The organism is Metabacillus sp. Hm71 (genome assembly GCF_051842955.2).
Taxonomy (GTDB): domain Bacteria; phylum Bacillota; class Bacilli; order Bacillales; family Bacillaceae; genus Metabacillus.
This window is the reverse complement of the sequence record NZ_CM200278.1, coordinates 1,359,671-1,382,665: the sequence shown is the minus strand read 5'-3', so window position 1 is coordinate 1,382,665 and position 22,995 is coordinate 1,359,671. Positions and strand designations below refer to the sequence as shown.

The following is a 22,995-nucleotide window of genomic DNA, read 5'->3' as shown; positions in this document are numbered from 1 at the left end:
ATTTCCTAGAGGTTGATCAATATGAGTCTGGCGCACACGAGGAATCCTTATAGTCTAGCGATGTAAAAAGTCCATTTCAATACTCTATCTTATAATTGTGTTACTTGATACAAGTCGGCCTTACCTGCTGAACCGAACAAATGCATTTTTTTCGAAATAATTGCCATAGCAGCTTCAGTTGAACTAGGAAAAAGCGCATCCGGCTCATAGCCATTTGGATTGTTATTCAACGTATTACGAAGTTTTATAAAAAACGCCCGCTTCATTTCACTCGAAAGGTTGATCTTTCCAACACCATACTTTGTGGATTCCCGAATATCGTCCTCTGAGTTATCGGAACCTCCATGCAAGACAAGCGGGATATTCACCCTTTCATAGATTTGAGACAAACGATCAATCTGGAGCTTAGGTTTCATAGTTTTTGGATATAAACCATGTGAGGTGCCGATTGCGATGGCAAGAGTATCTACATTCGTGCGCTCCACGAAATCTTTTGCTTGTTCCGGGTCTGTGTACAAAATCTCCTCCATCCCACTTTCTGAACTTGTGCCTGTATTCCCGATGGTCCCAAGTTCTCCTTCTACGGAAATATGTTGCGCATGAGCAATTTTCACGGCTCCTTTGGTTAGTTCAACATTCTCCTCATAAGGTAAATGTGATCCATCTATCATAATGGATGTAAATCCATTCCGAATAGCTCGAACAACATCATCGATATCGCGACCATGATCAAGATGGATCACTACCGGAACGCTCGCGCGATGAGCTGCTTGAACACAATATGCGGCAAACTCGTCTCCCATCAGTTCAATTTCATTCGGATGAATTTGAAGAATGACAGGTGATTTTTCTCTTTCAGCCGTCTGAATGACAGCCCTTACAAATTCGCTATTCGCAATATTGAAAGACCCCACTGCAAATTTTTCCTTATACGCTACACTTAGTAAATCTTCCATAGTCGTCAACATGTTAACACCTTCTCCACTATCTTTTTGTTTTTCATGTTAATACATGGTTAACCTATCTTTGCTCCTATTTTACTTTGCTCGCCTCCCTAGATTACTGATGTTTATTTACACCTCAAGATTAAACGCATTATGTTTGTTTGTCAACGATAATTTTCAGAATAAACATAAAATTAACATTATTTGTTTGATTATTTGTCCATTTCGTTTATTTCACTTGATTTATTCGTTTGGTTCCTTTATAAATAAAAGTAGAAACCAAATGAATGAGTGATTGGAGAAAATTATGTCTACTGAAACGCGACTAAAAAAACTATCTGAATTGATAATGAAAAAAGGAAGCTTATCCGTTCAGGATTTGGTTGACGAATTTCAAGTATCGGATATGACCATCCGAAGGGATTTGCAAAAATTAGAACAGAGCGGATTGTTCGAGAGGTATCATGGGGGAATCCGTCATGTAAGAGAAGAATCGCCTGTACAACGTGAGACACAAAGTAAAGATGAAAAAATAAAAATCGCTAAATATTGTTTGACACTTATATCCTCCAACGATACGATCTTTCTGGATTCCGGGACAACCGCAGATTATATTGCAACTGGATTGGCTGAATCATTACTTGAGAATGTTACAGTCATTACGAACTCTCTCACCACAGCATATCGCCTCCGCTATGCGCAGAATATTTCCTTATTTATGGCTGGCGGCGAGTTTCGGCAAAACTCCCAAGCGTTCCTTGGTAGTAGAACGAAATCTTTCCTTGAAAGCTTGTACGTTAATAAAGCATTTATTGTAACAAGTGGTGTTACCGAAAGTGGCTTTAGCGTATACCACTTCTCCGACGCCGAAATTAAAGAAACCATGATTAATTGCAGTGAAGAAACTTACATGATAGCCGATGCATCCAAATTCGGAAAACGTTCGATGAATCTTTTTGCACCACTCGAAAGCGTCGATATGATTGTAACAGATAATAGATTATCAGATTACTGGGATTCTGTTGTTGAAAATAAGGATGTCAAATTAATCAAGGTGTGAGGATTTAACTAAATTAAATTACTAAAGGAGGTGATAAATCTTTCATAAAATATTGGAATATGTAAATTTTTTAGGGGTTTTTAGTAAGCGCATACAATAATAATAAACTTTATTTAAAGGAGAGATTACCTGTATGTTAATTACAATGAAAGAATTATTGACTGTTGCAAAAGAAAATCAATTTGCTGTTGGTGCGTTTAATGTTGCTGATAGTACATTTCTAAGAGCTGTAGTTGAAGAGGCTGAACAATTAAATTCTCCAGCAATCATTGCCATCCACCCTTCTGAACATGAATTTTTAACAGATGAATTTTTCTCTTATGTTAAACACCGTGTATATGAAAGCAACGTTCCATTTGTGTTACACCTGGATCATGGTGGTTCTATGGAAGAAGTATTAAGAGCGATTCGTTGCGGATTTACATCGGTCATGATTGATGGATCTTTACTTCCATACGAGGAAAATGTCAGTGTAACTAAAAAGGTCGTTGAAATTGCTCATGCGGTTGGTGTTTCAGTTGAAGGTGAGTTAGGAACGATTGGAAGCACAGGAAATTCAGTTGAAGGCGGCGTATCCAAAGTTACATATACTAATCCTGATGAAGCAAAGGATTTTGTTGAAAGAACAGGTGTTGATTCATTAGCAGTGGCGATAGGTACCGCACATGGTATCTATCCAAAACATATTAAACCAGAGTTACAAATGGATATTCTTGAAGAAATTAATAACCTTGTTGATATTCCCCTCGTATTACATGGTGGTTCATCTAATCCAGATAGTGAAATTGCTCAATCTGTCAAACTAGGAGTCAGTAAGATTAATATTTCTAGTGATATGAAGTACGCTTATTATAAAAAAGCGCGTGAAATTTTAAATTCTACTGAATACTGGGATCCAAATGTTATCTATCCAGACTGTATTCTAGAAGCTCGTAAGGTGATCAACCGCAAAATGCATCTATTTAACTCTGTAGGCAAAGCTAGTCTTTACGACAAGGTGGTTACACCTAAAAGAACTGAAAAAACAGTAGCTAGTAACTTATATCAGTAATATCTTTACGAAAATAAACCCACAACTAGAATCTTCACAATGCGAATCTCACAAATATACCATACTTTGAACCTCACAAAAGATCTCACAAAATATCTGTTAAGATTTGGCTTAATAAGAGGAGTTGTTTTATATGGCTAAACTGCAAACAAAGGATTATCGGGCAATAGTAACGAATATGCTCGCTAATACGGGAATAATCTTAACTCAAGCTGAACAAGAAGCGATTGAGATAACAGACTTTGGCTTAAATAATCTCGAAAAAACGGGACTGCAATTAATTACTTATGTAAATACCGAGCGTTATTGTGCGAAAGACTTAGTTTTGTTTCCGCATCAAACCTGTCCTGAACATCGCCATCCACCTCGAAAAAATGGAGATCCTGGCAAGTTAGAAACGTTTAGATGCCGTAAAGGAACAGTTTATCTGTATGTAGAAGGAGAAGCTACAGTATCACCGAAAACATCTCCTCCTGCAGAAGATTTCAAGTACTATACGGTATTCCATGAAGTTGTATTGCATCCTGGTGAACAATATACCATCCCAGAAAATACGAAGCACTGGTTTAAAGCGGGAGAAGAAGGAGCTATCGTATCGGAATTTTCATCTAATAGTGAAGATGAGACAGATGTCTTTACTGACCCAAGAATAAAACGTGTTCACGATTAATTAGAGAGTAAAAAATAGATAAAAGAATATACAGTTAAAATTGAGCGTTAGTTGAAAGGATACAAGAAAGAGAAGCAGTAACATTATTTTCAATATAAGGGGGCGTTTTCTCCCTCCATCTTTAAAGGGAAGGTCATTAATTCGAAAATCCCATCAGGAGAGTGAATTAGTTGCTTAGATCATTTTCCTGGTGGTTTTTGTTTTTTATTACGTTTCTGGTCAATTACGAAGTAATATATTCTATTATTCATAACTATCCGGCCAAGTAGTGCAACAAAAAAAACAGCCATCCTCCATTATTAAATCATCACATCCATTAGTTGAGAACCTATCTTCTTTCCTCAAATAACATTAGGCATTATCTTTACTACTTTATTTTCATTTTTACAAATGTTATTCTTTACTTAATCCCAATACAAAATATTGCATTAATATGCATCGGCATTTAAACCACACTATTGAAAAATTCTTCCCGTTACTCTCGTAACGAAAAAGGGGAACCTTAGTATTATTGGTTCCCAAGTATTGACACCCGTTAAGAAATATTTTTAAGACAAGTCATTATACGAATAACATAGAATGGTTCAATCCAAAACCTATTACAAAAAAGCTTCAATCCCTTTCATATCAAGGAATTGAAGCTTCACTCTAATGATTCCAGAGGGATTCAAACCCGCCACTTCTCCTGCCAATCTAATCCAACTTTTTAAACGTAACATAATCCAAATCAGCCATTCCCTCATCCTTTAAAAAGCTGATCCGATTAATCCCTTCTTTTAACTCCACCTGAACAGAAGCGAACTCCCACTTATCCCAGCCAGTATGTTGATAGGAAACAGAACCAACTCGCTCATCATTTGCATTTACTCGATGTGTACTCATTGAATTTGTCCCATTTGCATATCTTACCTGCAGCTCATAAACCCCAGCTTCAGGAACCTGAATTGGAAAAGTGATCTGACTATCCTCATCGTCCATTTTTTCTACTTTTTGATAGTTTGAAGAAGTTGCATCAGCACCAATTTCCGCATTTTCTACTTTTGCATGCTCTGCCTCATACTTATACATAGATTGTTGTTTCGGGATTAATTCAATCGAATCAATTTCCGCATATAGCTTGCCTTTTGAAAGTCGAATGGTGTTTTCCTCTTGATTTAGCTTTAGGTCCATTTCGGCATCTTTCCAGGAATCCCAGCCAAAGCTGTCATATGTTAACTCTTCTTGGTCTTGTCCGTTAATCGTGACATAGTGGCTTGATTGTTCTCCCATCCCGTTTGCGTATCGAACCTTCATCGTGTATTCGCCGGCTGGTACTTGAACGTCAAATTCTACAAAACTATCTTGAAAATCAATATAGCCAACTTTTGCTCCACCTGAAGCAGACGTATTATTGACAATTTTGGCATTGTTAATAGTTGCTTGTTCTGCCTCATACGTATAAACAACCCCTGGCAGCTGTGGAGTCAGTCTTCCTGTCGACTCTCCAGAAGGTACGCGCTGCAATGTATCGGCCGCTACAGGGACGCCAAAGTTAGGTGTTCCGTCGTCATTCCATGAGAACTTTTGCATCCGAACATTCCGGTTCCATCCAGCCCCTTTGAACTTAGCGGCATGATAAACGATCCAATCTTCCTTTCCATCTGGAGATTTAACAAAACTATTATGACCCGGACCATATACACCAAGTGCAGGATTCTTTTCAAATACTGGTGTTGGGTTCTTCCTCCAAGAATTCGGATTAAGCGGATCCTTACCTGTTAACGTCAGCATTCCAAGACAATAATCATCAGTCCAGCTTCCACTGGCAGAATATACGATAAACACCTTCCCTTGTTTGTTTTTTAAGATTTGCGGACCTTCATTGATGAGCGGGAATCCATTCTTTTCCCATGAAAGCTCCGGCCGGGAAATCTCCACCCGCTCCCCGCTGATCGTCCAAGGATTTTCTAATCGGGCTATGTATAAGTGCTGACTAACATTGACATCGCCCTCCCATCCTGACCAGACAAAGAATAATTCATTTTTATACTCCAAGATTGTTCCGTCAATAGCCCATTTGTCGGAAGGGTCGGTGATTTTTCCAAAATCAGTTCCCTCTGGATGATGATAGGGTCCAAATGGGTCAGAGCCCTCTGATTCCAGCACATACATTCTTTGTTTTCCCATATCACCAGCTGATCCAGCAAAATAGATGTACCATTTTCCATCAATAAAATGCATTTCCGGAGCCCACATATGATGGGCATTCGGCGCATCTGGATCAGGTGTCCACACAACCTTCTTTTCAGCCTGCCCTAAATCAGATAGATTTTTTGATTTCCAAATCGTAATATTATTTCCCGTTGTTTGCGTGTAATAATAGTAACCATCCGTATGTTTGACAACCCAAGGATCTGCCCCTTCGCCCACCACTGGATTTTTAAACAATTCAAATGCCTCCTTTTTAGAAAATACCGAGTTTAAGCTGGTATTGTTAGCATGTTCAGAAGCTAATAATTGCTGTGGTGAACTTCCGAAAATAAAAGGCAAGAGGAATGCTGCTGTTGCTAGCTTATAAAGCTTCTTTTTTTTCATTGGATCTTCCACCCTTTCCTATTCAGTAGAATCTTCCTTTTTAACTCTTGTGAAAAAAAGACTTTTTATTTGGCTGTTTTCATAAAATTTGTTGATATTTAACAAGTAGTGGTGAGTGGTTGATTTCCGCTCCAGGATGCTCGCTTTCCGCGGGGCGTGCGGTGAGCCTGTCTCGGCGTAAACGCCTGTGGGGTCTCACCTTGTCCCGCTGCTCCCGCAGGAGTCTCACACCTTACGCTCCAATCAACCTAATCAGTTATTCTACAAGAAACCTAAAAAAAACAACCTTTAGCTTTTTATAAAAACGGCTTCTTTAAAAGGTTCATAGATAGGTAGACACATAGGTTTACCTATCTATTTGTAACTAATTCTCAATCGCCCTTATTAGCCTTAAAGCATCTGCCTCAAATATCTGTCTTACTTCTTCAGCTAGATCACGTTCTTTTTCTACAAGTCTTCTAAAATCATGAAGATGTTTGATCGATTGGTCCATTTTGCTATTGTTAAAATGGTGCTCGGACTGCTTCAACTTGTTTGTTAATTTTTTATATCCACTAACCGTAATTTCACCTGACTTTCTCAGCGCATCAAGCTCGTTTTGCATTGATAAATGAGTGATCACAATTGGTTTTACAGCAACGTTATCGAATTTCGTTTCATTATAGTGGGATCTTAACCCTGCCTTACCTTGGGTAAATGCCGTGCTGCTGGTATCTGTGTAATCGATTTTAGGGGTCTCCATATCACCGACATATACCTTTATATTCGTGCCCTTTGCCACAACCTTCATATGCTGCCATGAATCTAATGGCTCATTCAATTCAGCACCTTTTAAGTAAGTCCAATCATAATTCATTTTCCCTAAATGAACGCCATCCTTATTGATATACGCCACATATCCTTGCATAAAATCAGGATTGTTTTGACCAAGCTCAATTCCATTTGCTGGGTTATTGACTCTAAAAATCAGACCACCGTCACCTTTTCCAGAACCCACATTGATATCTGCTTCAACAGTATAATCCTTCCACAAGCGATCTCCGATGACAGATTTTGCAAAGGTGCCTGGTGCTGTGCTGTACTCTCCTTCAATTGCCGGCGGCTCTTCATCGTTATCTAATGAAAAATCGATGCTTCTAAAGTCGAATTCTCCTTTGACCATTTCGACCTTAATGGTGTGCTTTCCAGCTGGTAAAGAGACATTTTCTTTTATAACACTTTCCCAGTTATCCCAGCCTCCTGTTGTTGGGACATCAATTATACCTGTTAAATCAATCGTATTATCAAGCCAAAGTCTGATTTGGCTGCCCTCTATTTGAGTGGCCGCTTTAATATCTACTTGATACTTGTCCTCTTTTTCAATATCAACATGATAGTTTAACCATTCACCAGCTTGATTCCAGCCAACATTATAGCCCCCCTCCGGATTCACACGGATATCAACAGCATCTCTTCTATATTTGCCGCCAATATTTTCAGGTGAAAGATCATGATAGCCAACACCTTCTCCACCGGTTATATAATCAGCTGCCATGATGGTACCCGGAAGCTTTTTATGATGGTCAAATCGGTGCAGCGTTAATCTCGAAATATCAATTTCTCCCTGGACAGTGACAAGCTTTAATGTGTGTTTCCCGGCTGGTAATGATAGATCCTTTAATGAAATGGTTTGCCAGTTATTTAAATCACCTGTATTTGGTATGCTGATTTCCCCTGTTAAATCAATTTCATCATCTAATATAAGTTTTACTTTTCCTCCATCTTTGATTGCCGATGTAAGGAGATCAAGACCATATATGCCTTCTTCTTCAATGTTTACATCATATGCCAGCCATTCTCCTGTTTGATTGGAGGTAACTGCATAACCGCCTTCTGGATCTTTTCGAAGATCAACACCATCTTCTCTGTAAACATCTCCAGTGTTTTCGGCAGTATTGTCATGATAGCCTACACCTTCACCACCTAGGTTGTAATCTTCCGCTTCGATGATTCCAGGCACTGGCTTATGAATATCAAACGAAGTAAACTCAAGACTAGTAAAATCAAATTCTCCTTCAACGATTTCAACCTTAATTGTATGTTCACCCTCAGGCAATGTGATCCCTTGTTTTATGACAGGCTGCCAATTATTCCAATCACCTGTATTAGGAACATCCAGCACACCAGTTAAATCTATTTCATCATCAAGCCATAAGCGAACCTTTGCGGAAGGAAACGTTGTTGCCGTATTTAATTGAACATTATAGAGCCCCGCTTCTTTTATCGAGACATTGTATTTAAACCATTCCCCGGTTTGATTCCACCCAACTGCCGTACCACCTTCTGGATTGTTACGGATATCGACAGAATCTCCCCTTAGTACACCGCCGATATTTTCAGCGGTTGTATCATGGTAAGCGATCCCTTCGCCTCCGGTTATATAGTAAGCCGCACCTATCGTCCCTGGGATTGGTTTATACGCATCAAATGAGCTTGGTTTATTTGTTTTAACCGTCCAATATCCTTCAATTTCTTCCCATCCATCGCTAGTGCCATCATTAAAGTCTGTAAATAATTCTTCCACTTGTTTATTTTCTTGGAAATGCATGTTGGATAAATCAAATGTTCCATTTTCAACGACAACTTTCAGTGTATGCTGACTCTTCGGTAATTCAACTCCCTCAATTGAAAGTGTTTTCCACTCATCTGTTTTTGGAATATTGATGACACCAGTTAAATCAGTCGAGTCATCTAACACTAATTTCACTTGTGCATCAGCACTAGATGCAGAAACTCTTAGATCGACATTATAAGTACCGGATTCTGCAATATTGACATTGTAATTTAGCCATTCAGAATCATTTAAGCTTACGTGATAGCCACCTTCAGAATTTTCTTTTAACTCAACAGCATCACTTCGATATTTCCCGCTAGTACTCTTAGGTGTTGTATCATGATAGGCTGTACCTTCACCGCCCGTCTTATAATGTACCGCCTCAATTTTTCCCGGTACTGGCTTGTAGGCATCAAACACATTGCTTCCATTCACTTTATTGCTGAATGCCGTATACCCGAAAGCGGCATGAAGATCAGATGTTGCATATCCGATTTTCCCTCCAGCTAACCCAGCAATTTCACGGGTTTGCTTTTGCATGCCATCAACAAAAAATTTAAACATTGATGAAGACTTTTCTATCCGTATTTGATGAAGCTTCGAATAATCATAGCCCTCAGGTAAATCTGTAGTCTCCCTCTTTTGTTCAACACCATTTACGATAAAGAAGGTTTCCAATTGATTTTTCTTAGGGCTTAATAATGCTAAGCCGTAGTTGTTTTCATCCTTATAGGAGAATACGGCACCAAAGGTGGGGTTACTGCTCGAGCCTTGTTTAATGGTTTTCATATTGAATTCTGCGGTGTAGTCTGAAGCAGTGGAAGTTTTGGTCACTTTTTTCACCATTTGCGTGTCATTGATTGCCGTTTGTTGAAGCCATCCAGCCATTTCCGGGGCAATACTCCAGCTTCCTCCATTTATCGTTTCCCAATTTTCATCAAGTGATGATGGTGAAAAACGTTCACTAAAATCAGGCAAATCCGGGTTAGGCTGTTCAGTTGTTGTTGGGCCCAGAACGAGCATTTTATCTCCATTCCACGCGATTCGATCAAGATTCATATATCGTCCTGGATTGGCATGACTATGGTAAACCATATATTCGGAATCAAGATCCGGCCCGCGAATAATTGAATTATGACCTAGTCCTACATTTTCCCCTTCTGTGTTCAGTAAGATTGGATTTTGTTCAAATTCATGTGAAAAACCAGACATTGGAGAATCACTGCTGGCATAATCAAGACGGTATGCCTTGTTCCAAACATGGTTTCCTGTATAGGTCATATAGTATTTATTATTTCTTTTTAGAATGGTTGGCCCTTCTGTCCAGCCATTCATTTCTGCACCAGTGTTTGATGCTTGACCAAACGTAAAGGGATTTGACATAGGACGAGCATCAATTCGCTGAGCACCCGTACTATAGAAGTACCATTTTCCGTCATCGTCAATAAAGACATGGCCATCAATACCCATTCCCAGGTTATCTGTTTGCTTGACGAACGGTCCTAGCGGCGATGAGCTTTTGTACACATAATGACCATTTCCGCCAGGTGATGTGTACATATAAAAATCGCCATTCCAGTACACAACCTCAGGAGCATAGGCAGCCTTCGTTGTAGGCTCCTCTGTCACTAATCCGCCGTACTCCCAATTCACCAAATCCTCTGATTTCCATGCTTTGACACCATGCTTATCATCCACTGTACTGACATAAAGATAATAAGTACCGTTGTGCTTTAAAATATAGGGATCACCTTCTCCATAAAATACCCCTGTATCCCACTTCCAAGAATCCGAAAATTTGAAGGGATTGCTGTAGGCTAATGCGGATAATGGGATAGTTAAAACAAAACTAATCACAATGGCTATCGATAAAACCTTTGTCAAAAAATCTCCTCCTTTTTTCGCTAAACTGCAATTAGACTAGAATTCTATAAACAAATGACTCAAATTCCTCCTCTCAGATAGGTAATCGCTAACATTTTTTATACTAAAACATCTATTTTTTAGATTCACATTGGCAGCTATGTATTATAGATGCATAAGTAACGAACTAGAGCGGAAAAATACAAAAAAAAATCAACCTTTAACCAAGGAAAGGATAAAACCCTTCCTTGGTTATATCCTATTGATTTTTAATGGGCCGATAGTGACGAAAACAGCACGACAATTATTTTATTGATTTTGTAAATGATAGTTTCCGAGCTTAGCTATCGATTTATTTTTAGCTAACGCCAGAACCCCTGCAGATAGAAACATGATGGATCCTAAAACATCCATTACGAAATAGGATGCCACCCCCAGAACGATAAACCAGATTGGCTTTTTCATTTCAGCTTGATCATCCTTCAGTGATTTCGCTAAAACCAAGTTTAAGATTCCTAGAATAACAAAGATCATCCCAAAGGAAACGGAAAACATATACAAGCTGCCAAAAACAGACTGTGCTGCCTCAAGCTGTGCAATCGTGTTATAGGAAGAATTCAGCCCTTCCTTTTTAATAAAAGAGGCATACACAAAAATCGTAAGGAGACCTGAAACAATTTGCCATATCGCCCCGATCCTAATGAATCTTCTTTCCAGCTTTCTACTCATTCCTAAACCTCCTTCATAAACACCTTTGATTGATTACCCTTTAACCCCTGATGATAGGGAGAGGGATTCCATAAAGTATTTTTGTGTGAACAAATAAAGGATAAATGTCGGAACCATCGCAATTAGTGCCCCAGTTAAAGAATGAGCAACCTCCAGTCCGCCATAGATCCCCTGAAGTAATTGCAATCCAGGTGTAAGCGGCAATTTTTCAACTTCATTAAAGACAATCGATGGCCATAGGAAGTCATTCCATGAACCCGTAAAGGTAAATAACGCGACAACGGTTAAAACAGGTCTTATTAACGGCAAGATGAGCTTCGTAAAAATCTGAAAGTCTGAAGCGCCGTCCACTCGTGCCGATTCATCAAAATCCTTAGGGATCCCTTGCATAAATTGCCTTACGAGGAAGATACTAAAAACTCCAACTGTCCCCGGAACAATCGCTGCCAAGTAGTTGTTTACCCAGCCAAATGTATCAATAATTTTGTAAAGCGGAATCAGATTTACAACGCCAGGGAACATCATCGTTGCCATTAAAAAGGCGAAGATCGCATCTCTTCCCTTAAATTTCATTCTTGAATAGCCATAACCTGCTAATGAAACAAGCACTAATACTAAAACCGTTTGTGAAACAGATATAATCAGCGAGTTTATAAACCACTTTGCTACTGGAGCACTCGTATTCTCAAAAAGAACATCCTGATAGTTACCAATCACCCAATTAATCGGTAAAATCGTAAAGGCGCTTGATTGAATATCAGCCTCACTTTTGAACGTTGATAAGGTTGTATACAATAATGGGACAATCCATATAAATGCCATAAACAATAAAAAAATGAATGAAAATATTTTAGAAATCGATTTTTTCTTCAAGGTAGGCACCTCCTAGTCACGTTGTCTTAAAAAGAAGAATTGAATAGCCGAAACGATCATAATGCATATACCAAGAATAACTGCCATTGCAGCCCCAATACCGGCAATTGATATTCCAGAGCCAAAGGCATTTTCTTGAATGTACATTAACAGCACTGTCGTCGAGCTTGTTGGCCCGCCATGTGTTAACATGAGCGGCTGCCCGTATACATTGAATTGGGCAATGGTCGTGATTACTACGGTATATAATAGCTGTGCTCTTATACTAGGAAGTGTGATTCGAAAGAACTTTTGAACACCATTTGCTCCATCTATAGAGGCTGCTTCATATAAATCGTTTGGAATACCGTTAAGAGCGGCTTGATAAATAATCATATTTCCACCGATTGTCCACCAAACCGTTACGATCACTAATGTAATCCACGCGTAAGGCTGATTAGATAGCCAGTTTGTATCCACATTTAGATAATGATTAATCGGTCCAAATGAAACACTAAAGAGCATGGAAAAGACAATCATGACGGCAGAAACAGAAAACAATGTCGGCATGTAAAATAATGCCTGAAAAAAGGTCATTCCTTTCGGTTTTGTATGAAGAGCGGCAGCTAAGAGCAACGGCACAATAATACAAGCAGGTACGGTATACAAAACAAATTTAAACGTATTTCCCAAACCGATTCGCAACTGTTCATAAAAGGTGGAATCTTTATTAAATAAAATTTCTGTATAGTTTGCCATTCCTACAAACTCAGGCTCCCCAATGAGGTCCCAATTCGTAAATGAAATGTAAATTCCATATAAAGTTGGAAAGAGAAAAAAGATACCAAATAAAATGAGATGTGGTCCAATATAAAGATAGGGAGAAAGGTTCAGCCGTTTTTTATTCGAATATTTACCTAATGCAGCGGACACATTTACTTGCCTTTTCGCTCCAGTATTTATCATTATTTTAGCTCCTATTCTTTCGTTCTCGAATAGAGGAGGCTGCCGCAAAGGGACTGCCCCCTCATGTACGCTGGGGTTTGTCCCTTTGATGTTTAGACAGTCTCAGGCGTTCCTTTTTCAAATCATAGAGAAACGTTATTTTTTATTATTGTTTGCGATTTTATCTTCAACTGCTTTTTGAGCATTTTCCAATCCTTTTTCAATTTCAAGCTTTCCAAAAATGGCATCGCCAGCTAGTTTATCAACCTCTTCAGCTACGAAGCCATTATACTTATAATCAAAGATTTTAAGTGACTCTTGTAATTTAGGATCTTCGAGTAAAAATGATTGCGGCAGCTCTTTGAATTCAGGATTTTCTAATGTCGCTAAAGCTGCTGGGTTTTGTCCAGCTTTTGCCCATGGAAGTGAATTTTCTCTCACATAATCAAGGAAGTCCAGCATTCCCTTTACTTTTTCATTAGATCGGTTTTCATCCTTAAACATGACGAATTGGTGAGAGGATGTCCAGTTGACAATTTTATCAGGTGACACTTGCGGGAAGCTTGTCAGACCCCACTTTAATTTTTTCACTTCATTTAAGCTGTTTTGCATCCAAATTCCTTCAGGATAGAAGATCGCTTTATTTGATTTAAATAACTGTCCAGGGTCTTCTCCATCTTTGTTGGCAATTTTGTCATCCACTAATCCTTTTAATAACTCCAGTGCTTCTTTCGCTTCAGGTGTATTAAGTGTTGGTGTTTCGCCGTCACTTGTAATATCTCCGCCTAATTGATTGTAAATCGATAAGAACATCGGACGTGTCCACGTGATGCCAATCCCTTTAATACCGTCTTTACTAGACTTTTCTCCAGCTTCTCTTACTTCATCAAATGTAATCACATTGTCATCAAGAGCATTGGGCGCATATTTTTCTAGCAAATCTTTGTTGTAATACATAACAAAGCTGTGTACATCTAACGGAACACTGTATCTGCTGCCATCAATTTCCCCGATATTCCAGCCGGCTGGTACATAGTTTTCTGCTTTAATTTCTGGATAATCAGCTAATAGATCATCATATGGCAGCAATAAATCATTGTCTACAAATTGCTTAATTCTTTCAGCATGAACAATGGTGAGGTCAGGTATCCCTTTTCCCGAGTTAACAACTGTTGGGATTTTCGCATACATATCATCTGCACCAATCGATACATTCTTAATCTTGAATTTTGGATTTGTTTTATTATATTCATTGACAATTTGCTTCATATTTTCACCATCAGGACCTGTAAATGGATTCCAATAAACGATTTCATTTTTAGCAGAACCAGAGCTCGAAGAACTGCTGCAGCCTGATAAAGCCATCACAAACACAAAAAGGATCGAAAACATGAGTAGTGCTTTTTTCTTCATTTTGTTACCCCCCAATTAAATTAGTTTGTACATGCACCCTTTGTTTTAAAGCGTTTTCACAAAAGTGTCGGACTATCAAAAATTTATATAAGATGAATCCCTTGACTGAAATCAATTGACTTCAGCCAAGAGAGAGTCCACTTCATTCATCCATTCGAGTTATTTAACGACCTCTGCATGCCACATATCATTTATTCGTTTAATCTTACGCAAATCACATTTCGGCTTGCGATCATAGGTCAAAATCCCATTAATCTCCTGTTCAACATCTGTTAGCTGTGTATAGCAGAAGCCATGCAATGCGCTAGATTCATAGACTGCTTTCATCACTCTTTCATAGTCTGCCAGATACTCTTCCTCATTAGTGACTGTCGTATACCCCCAGCCATTTTCTTCTCCCACTTTATAACCAATTCCGCCAAATTCGGTTAAGAGAATGGGCTCACCGTTATATTCGAATCCTTTCGTATAGATGCTCCAGCCTGAAGGTTTTGACTGAAGGATCTGTTCTGTTGTTGCTATAGAATGACGAAATGCATCGTATTTTTCAACTTCATCCTTGTGGCCATGGCTGTAGTTGTGGACCGCACAAATATCTGTTTTCGTTAATTCCCAACCATCATTTGAAATCACTAGCCGAGTAGGATCGAGCGAATGGATCAAATGATACATTGCCAAAGAATGGTGCTTTTGCTGTTCATTTGTGCAGATGAAAGGAACTCCCCAGCTTTCATTAATAGGTACCCATGTAACGATACAAGGGTGATTGTAGTCTCGCTCAATGATCTCAATCCACTCTTTTGAGAGCCTAGCAACAGCATCCTCACTAAAGGATGGAGAGGCAGCACATTCTCCCCATACTAGAAACCCTAATGTATCTGCCCAATATAGGAATCTTGGATCCTCAACCTTTTGATGCTTCCTGCACCCGTTAAAGCCCATTTCTTTTGCCAATTCGATATCGTTCTTTAAATCCTGATCGGTAGGTGCAGTCAATAAACCGTCCGGCCAGTACCCCTGGTCAAGAACCAGCTTTTGATAATACGGTCTGTTGTTAAGATAGACCATGCCATTTTCCGTATGGATTTTTCTCATTCCGAAGTATGAAGTGATTTCATCAAGTACTGCAGCTTCTTCTTTCAAGCGGATCTTGACATCGAATAAATTTGGCGTTTCCGGTGACCAGTTCCACCCAACATGATGGAATCCTGTTCTGAATATTTTTCGATTATAGAGATTGATTGATCGTTTCGTAAAACTTTCATATAGTTTGACCGTTTCTTTAGCTACATGCTCACCTTTAAAGCTGATCTCAATTTCAACATCTTTATTTATATATTCACCTGTTACCTCAAGATCAATGGTGATATCGCCATTATCAATGTCAGGAGTAAACCTGACTTTGTTGATATGTGTTTTATCTACTGCCTCTAACCATACCGTTTGCCAGATGCCGGTGGTCCGTGTATACCAAATCGCTGCCGATTTTTCAATCCAATACTGTTTGCCGCGAGGGATTGTTTCGTCTCTGGAAGGGTCTTCCACTCTGACAACAACTGATTGTTTTCCTTCTATTAAATAGTTTGTAATATCGAAGGAAAAAGCAGTGTGGCCACCTTCATGGGAACCAACTAGATTTCCGTTAATAAAAACCATTGCCCGATAGTCTACAGCACCAAAATGCATGATGATGCGCTTGCCAAGCATGAATTCGGGAATATCAAATTCTCTGCGATACCAAACCCAATCATGAAAGGCAGGATCATGAATACCGCTAAGCTTTGTTTGATAAGCAAAAGGAACATTGATTTTTTGCTGATATTCCCTTCCTTTTTCAAACCATTTTTCTTCTAATCCAATATTCTGGTCATCAAATTGAAAATCCCATTCACCATTTAAATTAAGCCAGTCTTTTCTCATTAATTGCGGGCGCGGGTATTCTTGTCGAAATGTCATAGCTTCTCCTTTTATCCAACCTGAAATTATTTACGGTTAATCTCTCTGATTTTCTTAAGTTCTATTTTTGGAGTTCGATCTTCATATAGAAGACCATTCACCTCTTGCTGTACATCCGTGATTTGGGTATAGCAATAGCCGCAAAGATATGGCGTATCTTTAATTGCTTGAGTGATCGATTCATAACGAGCTAGAAAATCCTCTTCACTCTTCACTTGATTGCCATAGCCCCAGCCTTTTTCTGACTGGAAGGCAATGCCGCCATATTCCGTCAACATGACCGGCTGACCTTTATACTCATAACCTTCTGCAAATGCATACTTATGATGGTTATGAGTAATCTCATTGTTTAAGATTTGATCCTTATTTTGATAACGTTTTAAAAATACTTCGCCTAACTCCTCATAATCATGAAGGGCGATGATATCCGAAATTGTATGCTCCCAGCCGTCATTCACAATAACCGGCCGCTCGGGATCAATCGATTTTGTTAAATAATAGATCGATTCTGTAAAAGCTTGCTGCCTTTTATCTGTAAAGATATTAGATACTCCCCACGATTCATTAAAAGGAACCCATGTAACAATCGATGGATGATTGTAATGCTGTTGAATAATCTCGAGCCACTCTTTTGTGAAATTCTCTACCGCTTCATCGGAAAACTCATAGGTCGCTGCCATTTCGGACCAGACAAGTAATCCCTTTTTATCGCACCAATATAAGAAGCGTTCATCCTCAAGCTTTTGATGTTTTCGAACACCATTAAAGCCCATCTCAAGCGTTTTCTCGATATCCTCTAAGATCGCTGCATCTGAAGGCGGGGTAAGCATCGTATCTGGCCAATATCCTTGATCTAATAAAAGCTTCTGGTAAATTGGCTGATTATTCAGCAGGACCTTGCCATCTTTGATCGAAATTTTTCTCATTCCAAAATAGGAATGTACTTCATCTGCCACTTCTCCATTTACGGTCAAGCGGAACGTAACATCGTATAAATGCGGATGTTCCGGTGTCCAGTACAACACCTTCCAATTATGTACCTCTGAAAGGAGATCAACCTCCACTCTTGTATTTGCACGATCAGGTACAGTTGAGAATTGCTTTATTTTTTTGCCGTCATAACTAATCGTTGTTTCTAATTTCCAACTATCATTTAAATCCCCATTAAGCTTGTATTCAAACGCAACAGAGTTCTTATCAATATTCGGAGTCATTTTCACTCGTTCAATGCATTCATCGTTTAAAAATTCCAGCCAAACCGTTTGCCATATCCCCGTATTTTGTACATACCAGCATCCAAAGTTTTCCTCTATCCACCGCTGCTTGCCCCTTGGTTGAGCACAATTATTGCTATCTTCAACTTTCACAACCAATTCGTTTTCTTTCGAGTTATCGATTGCATTTGTAATATCAAAGGAAAAAGCTGCATTTCCGCCAACATGTTGGCCGATAAAGTTCCCGTTCACCCATACCTTTGTTAGATAATCGGAAGCTTGAAACCGTAAAATGGCTCGTTTTCCTGCTTCCTCTTTCGGAATCTCAAACACCCTTTGGTACCAAATATACGGATGAAAGGTTTCATCTCCAATTCCACTTGCTTTTGTTTCATATGTAAAAGGAACCTGTATTTCTGTTGAGAATGCCGGCTTTTCATACCATAAACCTTTTTCTCCAATATTGTTGTCATCAAAGGCAAATTTCCATGTTCCATTTAAGTTTTTCCAAGAATTGCGCTGAAATTGAGGGCGCGGATATTCTGTTCGCTGATAAGTCGTTATAGTGGTTGATGTCGTTGTCATTTAGATACTCTCCTTTTCATCTTTGCTTTTTGAGTCGTTTTCTGTTTTTTTAAAATTAAGAAAATAATAATTTCATAGAGATTAAAAATTACTGAAAAAATGTTTTATTACAACTTTTCTGTAACTTTAATTAAAGAATACGCTTTCAATTATTCGTTGTCAATATGTTTTTTTATAGTTATTTGTTTAATTACAGATTTTTTGTAATAAAGAAACCTCGCCGACTGGCGAACCTGAAAGGTGAAGCGTGATGCGCAGTTGCACTGATACTTCACGCTTAAAATTGGCCACTACGTCGATTTACTTTTCCGCTGCCAATTCATACGCTTAACGTATAATAAAAAGCCTTCTTATCACAAGAAGGCTTCTCTTTAGTAAGTATGAAGTTAATAGAATGATATCTTCAATTTAATATCCTGAGGGTGGTCACCTAATTCACGACCAAACAGATTCATTCCGCCTTTGTGAACGGCGTCCTCTTTAATCCCAATTCGAAATGACAAGAATTCCCTCTCTAATATACCTAAGTCCTGGATGGTTATATTCGAAAGGTAAACATCATCGATTGTTGCCCTTTCTTCTGTTACTTTCCACGTTTTTAAGGTTCCATATTGTGTCCGGGTTGTTTCCCCCCATGCCTTAGGATTCAGTTTTCCAGGGCGATCCCCAAAATCACCAGGGCTTGTCCACGTCCCAATTTCTACCCCATTTAACCAGACGGTAATATCAGATGGCCAATTATGGTCATAATTTGGCGCCTCAGAACAAACCTCTGCCGAAACCTGAACTGACTTTACCTTTGCACCAGGTGGAATGACAAGCGGAAACTTATAATCAAAGTAGCCTTTTCTTGTCCATATAAGCTGTGCGCTTGAACGAGCTGGGCTATAGAAATGAACCGGTTCATCTTCCGGTATGATCAGCCCATCTTGATCAGCAATACCGCATGTTGGTGAAACAAGGAAGTCGGTATATTGCCCGATCGGCATTTCAAGCTCATAACTTTCATAATCATTCATACTTCTTGGAGCATTTAAACTGATATGAATGTCATCAAAATTTCGTGTACAAACCTTCATCGCACCTCTGCTGGCAGGGCGAAGTTGAGTTAAGATCAATCCTGCTTCTTCAAGCACCTTTATGTGGGATGCTGCCGTTGATACAGGTATATTCAACATATCTGACAATTGATTTATGTTCACATTCCCTGTATTTAACAGGTCTATGATTTTTAATCGAACTTCTGATGATAAAGCATGCGCAACCTTACGCAGCTTCTCAGGCTGTTTAAGCGATAATTCTAACAAGGCTGTCCCCCCAAAACTCCTATTTGTTCAAAAAAATTGTTATATAACTTAATAATAACAAAAAATGTGTAATAATTTAAGTTTATTGTAATCGTTTACCTTCGTCAAGAAAACAATCCAACATTCGTTTTTTTCATTACGACTGTACTTACCCTTAATAGTAAACTTTTGATATAGCAATGACAATTTTGGTTTTCAAAGTCTTATTGATCAATTGGCGCAGCCTAGGTGAAATAAGACCCTCATGAATAGAAAAGACGTTCTTTGCTTTCAATTCATGAGGGGCTAGGGCTAGTCACAAAAAATTAAACGACTTAAAAAGCCTTGCTAACACAAAGTTATCAAGGCCTTACCTAATGATTATTTATTTGTTTTTTACTAACTCATCTCTATCCAATGTCCGTGGCGGCTCTTCAAACCAACCATTGCTAATCATAAGATTTGCTCCATCCTCTGCATATAGCGCGATATCCCTTCCAAGACTCGCATATTTAACAGCAACATCTCTTCTAGGGCTTGAAGAAGTGCCCGCTCCGTAATATGAAAGACTAATTGCCGTTAACGCCGTTGTATAAAACATCATTAATTTATCTGAGAAAGTAAAGCTTGTCGAAGCTGTTACTTCGGCATCCCAAGTAGTTGGAACAGGAAGCTCCTCTTCCTTAAGAAGATTCCCTAACTTTTCACAGTGTTGTTGTGCGATTTCTTTCCCTCTTTTAAGGTATTGTCTTACCTCTTTTGATTGAGCTATCTGACTAAATCCCATTAAGGTCGCAATACCTAAAGCATTTCGTTCATAATTTCCAAAAATATTGGTAATCTCCAGTGCAGTCAATGGTCTTTTATCAAAGTAGCCGCTTAGGAAATTTTGCTTTTTTACGAAGTCAATGTGATCAGGAATTTCAAGATAAGGCGACCTTATGTACAAGCCTTTGGATAATAAGACCTCATTCGTTTGTCGAAGCAGCTCAGTGGATTCCTTAAAACATTCATTAAAAAAACTAAAAACATCTGCCCTTACAGCTAATGATACCCCCATACTATAGGCATTTAACCCGATTCTGCCCATCTGGAAGTAAATATTGCAATACATAATGATCCGAAAACAATCTGGGAGCATTGACATCTACATCTTCTTCCATTTTAAATCCATACGGTATCGGAAATTTATCTTTATTCATTATGTCAGTTAACGTACCTATATGTGCTTGCGAAAGCTTTAAAGCATGCTCAATAACGGGTTTAACGTCATCATCTTCCACCTTGTTCAAAAAATAAGCTAATTGACAAATTGCTGCACTATCATTCATATAAGCAGACCAGAGCTGAGAAATCTCTGCTGCTGTAAGCTTGATAACTTTTCCGTCTATTTTCATTCATTAGTCCCCCTTCAATTTGGAGCAACTTAATAAAAATAATTCTAACTAAATTTTCCGCTGATTTAACTTTTTTACACATGTTAATAACTTCCAAAACAAAGTGATGAAGAAGCAAAGGGAAAATAACGAACGAAAAATATGTCAAAGAATGATTAGGAAATTGATTAAATGAACGAAATCCTATGTTTCCATTAAAATTGAACTTTTATTGAACATTTTGTTACACATTTTTGTCTTTTCGACAATATCAAACAGGAAGAAAATCTCACGAATGATTAGAATTACATAAATTTCTACCTTACTATGTAATCAAGGTTTTTCTTACGAAAGGTACAAGGATTAAAAGCTTCTCACAATTCCCCTCTGTGTTTCATAATCCTTGTACCTCTTTTTTTAAAAAGGATGGTGTTTATAATGAAGCAATTTGTCTTTATCATTGATTCAGATGAGCTTGTCATTAAAGCCAATAGTATTCTGGAAGCTGTTGCAAAATTAAAGGAAATTGCAGGGGAAAATCGCAACTTAAAATTTAAAGGAATTAAGTATTGATCCATTTCATCTATTAGAATTTAAATATTTTTGAATTTACTCCATAGATACTGTTACACTATTAAAGGGTGCAAGGGTCTGCTTAACTACCCCTATAGTTTGTTTTGTCTTACGACAAATAAGCAATCCTTGTGCCCTCCATTTTTAATCCGTATATATAATATATTTCTGTTTTTATATTTATTTTCCTCACAATTTCCAAGATTGAAGTACCTTAATTGGAATCGTTTCTATCCTTTATTCAGTAAAATGAAAAATCCTCCGACTAATAGCTAGCCATTAGTCGAAGGATAGTGAAAAAAGAGAAAACTTTATTTTTATAGATATTTCCAATTTGTTATGAGGTATCTCATTCATCTCTCTGTTCAATCACTAACCCATTTTCTACCTCTTCCACCTTTACAAAAAGCGGTTTTTCGCTGCCATGAGGTGTATCAGGATAGTGTGTACATATATACAATTGATCCTGGAAGTCTCGGAACAGGCTTGAGTGACCGGCATTCCGATCCATTAACAAAGCCTTGTCATGTGTCCATGGTCCTTCCATTTTGCCTGAGGCAGATCGTGCCACAGCTACTGTATAACCACCGTAACCGGCATCACCAAAATTCTGTATCGAATAGCTGGACCATAACATGATTAAATCTCCGTTTTTAGCATGATACATAAATGGTGCATCCGTTAAAAATCCATCTTTTTCAATCCGGGGATCGCCAAATTTGCGAATCCATTCCATATCTGCTGCATTTAAGATTTGTACCGCTTCTCCCTGTGCTTCCGTTAAATCGCGAGTTAAACGAATCGCCTTGATTTTTCCTTCATACTCTTGCGTCCATTCATGACAGAAAACCATCCACCTTTGGCCTTGGTTATCTTCATAAAATGTTCCGTCTAAGCATTCCCATTCTTTTGGTGTTACAGGACCATTGCTATGAGGCTTGTAGGGACCAGCAGGATGATCAGCAACCAAAATGCCTGTCCCGCGATGTTCACCTATCCCTCCTTTAAAGGTAGCAAACATATAAAAACGCCCATCAATTTCAAAAACCTCAGGAGCCCAATAATGCCGGACTCCCCAAAAACCTTTTGGAGGCTGAAACGCAACATAAGGTCCTTCCCAGGTTTCTAAATCTTCGCCCACATAGACTTCAAAGACTGGTTCCTTGTCTCCGCATCCATCAGCAAAGGTTGTTCCAAATAAGAAATATTTTTCTTCTTTTTCATAAGGAAAAACAAATGGATCTCTCATATGGATATCATCCGTTTTCAGCTTTTTTATCGTTCGAAATCCCTTTTCCATGTCTCCTACCA

17 protein-coding genes are annotated in these 22,995 nt (G+C 38.6%); 4 read left to right on the top strand and 13 right to left on the bottom strand.

What is annotated here, in order from left to right; translation table 11 throughout:
• Positions 1–89 precede the first annotated feature (89 nt).
• Positions 90–968: a ketose-bisphosphate aldolase gene (locus ACSVDH_RS06825; RefSeq protein ID WP_439248981.1), complete on the bottom strand. Its 879-nt coding sequence runs from the start codon at positions 966–968 to the stop codon at positions 90–92.
• 283 nt (positions 969–1,251) lie between these two features.
• On the opposite strand from ACSVDH_RS06825, the gene ACSVDH_RS06820 reads away from it, so the two are divergent.
• The 3 genes from ACSVDH_RS06820 (at position 1,252) to ACSVDH_RS06810 (ending at position 3,725) form a co-directional block, all read left to right on the top strand.
• Positions 1,252–2,004 carry a DeoR/GlpR family DNA-binding transcription regulator gene (locus ACSVDH_RS06820; protein WP_439248980.1) on the top strand — a complete coding sequence of 251 codons (753 nt, stop codon included), beginning with the start codon at positions 1,252–1,254 and terminating at the stop codon, positions 2,002–2,004.
• Positions 2,005–2,137: 133 nt separating this feature from the next.
• On the top strand, positions 2,138–3,055 hold the full coding sequence (locus ACSVDH_RS06815) for a ketose-bisphosphate aldolase (RefSeq protein ID WP_439248979.1): 918 nt from the start codon (positions 2,138–2,140) through the stop codon (positions 3,053–3,055).
• A gap of 133 nt (positions 3,056–3,188) precedes the next feature.
• Positions 3,189–3,725, top strand: coding sequence for a cupin domain-containing protein (locus ACSVDH_RS06810; protein ID WP_439248978.1), 537 nt, complete (start codon positions 3,189–3,191; stop codon positions 3,723–3,725).
• A gap of 693 nt (positions 3,726–4,418) precedes the next feature.
• On the opposite strand, the gene ACSVDH_RS06805 is transcribed toward ACSVDH_RS06810, so the two are convergent.
• The 11 genes from ACSVDH_RS06805 to ACSVDH_RS06755 form a co-directional block, all read right to left on the bottom strand.
• Positions 4,419–6,299: a family 43 glycosylhydrolase gene (locus tag ACSVDH_RS06805; protein ID WP_439248977.1), complete on the bottom strand. Its 1,881-nt coding sequence runs from the start codon at positions 6,297–6,299 to the stop codon at positions 4,419–4,421.
• 364 nt (positions 6,300–6,663) lie between these two features.
• On the bottom strand, positions 6,664–10,776 hold the full coding sequence (locus ACSVDH_RS06800; RefSeq protein WP_439248976.1) for a carbohydrate-binding protein: 4,113 nt from the start codon (positions 10,774–10,776) through the stop codon (positions 6,664–6,666).
• Between the two features lie 288 nt (positions 10,777–11,064).
• On the bottom strand, positions 11,065–11,484 hold the full coding sequence (locus tag ACSVDH_RS06795) for a hypothetical protein (protein ID WP_439248975.1): 420 nt from the start codon (positions 11,482–11,484) through the stop codon (positions 11,065–11,067).
• A 33-nt stretch (positions 11,485–11,517) separates the two neighbouring features.
• Positions 11,518–12,366, bottom strand: a complete 849-nt coding sequence (locus ACSVDH_RS06790; protein WP_439248974.1) for a carbohydrate ABC transporter permease — start codon at positions 12,364–12,366, stop codon at positions 11,518–11,520.
• 3 nt (positions 12,367–12,369) lie between these two features.
• Positions 12,370–13,302: a carbohydrate ABC transporter permease gene (locus ACSVDH_RS06785; RefSeq protein ID WP_299093988.1), complete on the bottom strand. Its 933-nt coding sequence runs from the start codon at positions 13,300–13,302 to the stop codon at positions 12,370–12,372.
• A gap of 135 nt (positions 13,303–13,437) precedes the next feature.
• A complete protein-coding gene (locus ACSVDH_RS06780) occupies positions 13,438–14,694 on the bottom strand; it encodes an extracellular solute-binding protein (RefSeq protein WP_439248973.1) in 1,257 nt (418 codons plus the stop codon).
• A 159-nt stretch (positions 14,695–14,853) separates the two neighbouring features.
• Positions 14,854–16,650 (bottom strand): glycoside hydrolase family 2 protein, encoded by a 1,797-nt coding sequence (locus ACSVDH_RS06775; protein WP_439248972.1) that lies wholly within the window; start codon positions 16,648–16,650, stop codon positions 14,854–14,856.
• A gap of 26 nt (positions 16,651–16,676) precedes the next feature.
• Positions 16,677–18,449, bottom strand: coding sequence for a glycoside hydrolase family 2 protein (locus tag ACSVDH_RS06770; protein ID WP_439248971.1), 1,773 nt, complete (start codon positions 18,447–18,449; stop codon positions 16,677–16,679).
• 386 nt (positions 18,450–18,835) lie between these two features.
• Complete coding sequence (locus ACSVDH_RS06765; protein WP_439248970.1) at positions 18,836–19,756, bottom strand: ArsR/SmtB family transcription factor; 921 nt, start codon at positions 19,754–19,756, stop codon at positions 18,836–18,838.
• A gap of 364 nt (positions 19,757–20,120) precedes the next feature.
• Positions 20,121–20,882 (bottom strand): DUF3231 family protein, encoded by a 762-nt coding sequence (locus tag ACSVDH_RS06760; RefSeq protein ID WP_439248969.1) that lies wholly within the window; start codon positions 20,880–20,882, stop codon positions 20,121–20,123.
• Positions 20,797–21,132 carry a DUF3231 family protein gene (locus ACSVDH_RS06755; protein WP_439248968.1) on the bottom strand — a complete coding sequence of 112 codons (336 nt, stop codon included), beginning with the start codon at positions 21,130–21,132 and terminating at the stop codon, positions 20,797–20,799. Before ACSVDH_RS06755 ends, ACSVDH_RS06760 begins: the two co-directional genes overlap by 86 nt.
• A 417-nt stretch (positions 21,133–21,549) precedes the next feature.
• Between ACSVDH_RS06755 and ACSVDH_RS06750 the strand changes: the two genes are divergently transcribed.
• Entirely contained in the window at positions 21,550–21,684 is a 135-nt protein-coding gene (locus tag ACSVDH_RS06750; protein WP_299093994.1) for a hypothetical protein, read from the top strand.
• A 349-nt stretch (positions 21,685–22,033) separates the two neighbouring features.
• On the opposite strand, the gene ACSVDH_RS06745 is transcribed toward ACSVDH_RS06750, so the two are convergent.
• Positions 22,034–22,984, bottom strand: coding sequence for a glycoside hydrolase family 43 protein (locus tag ACSVDH_RS06745; RefSeq protein ID WP_439248967.1), 951 nt, complete (start codon positions 22,982–22,984; stop codon positions 22,034–22,036).
• Positions 22,985–22,995 lie beyond the last annotated feature (11 nt).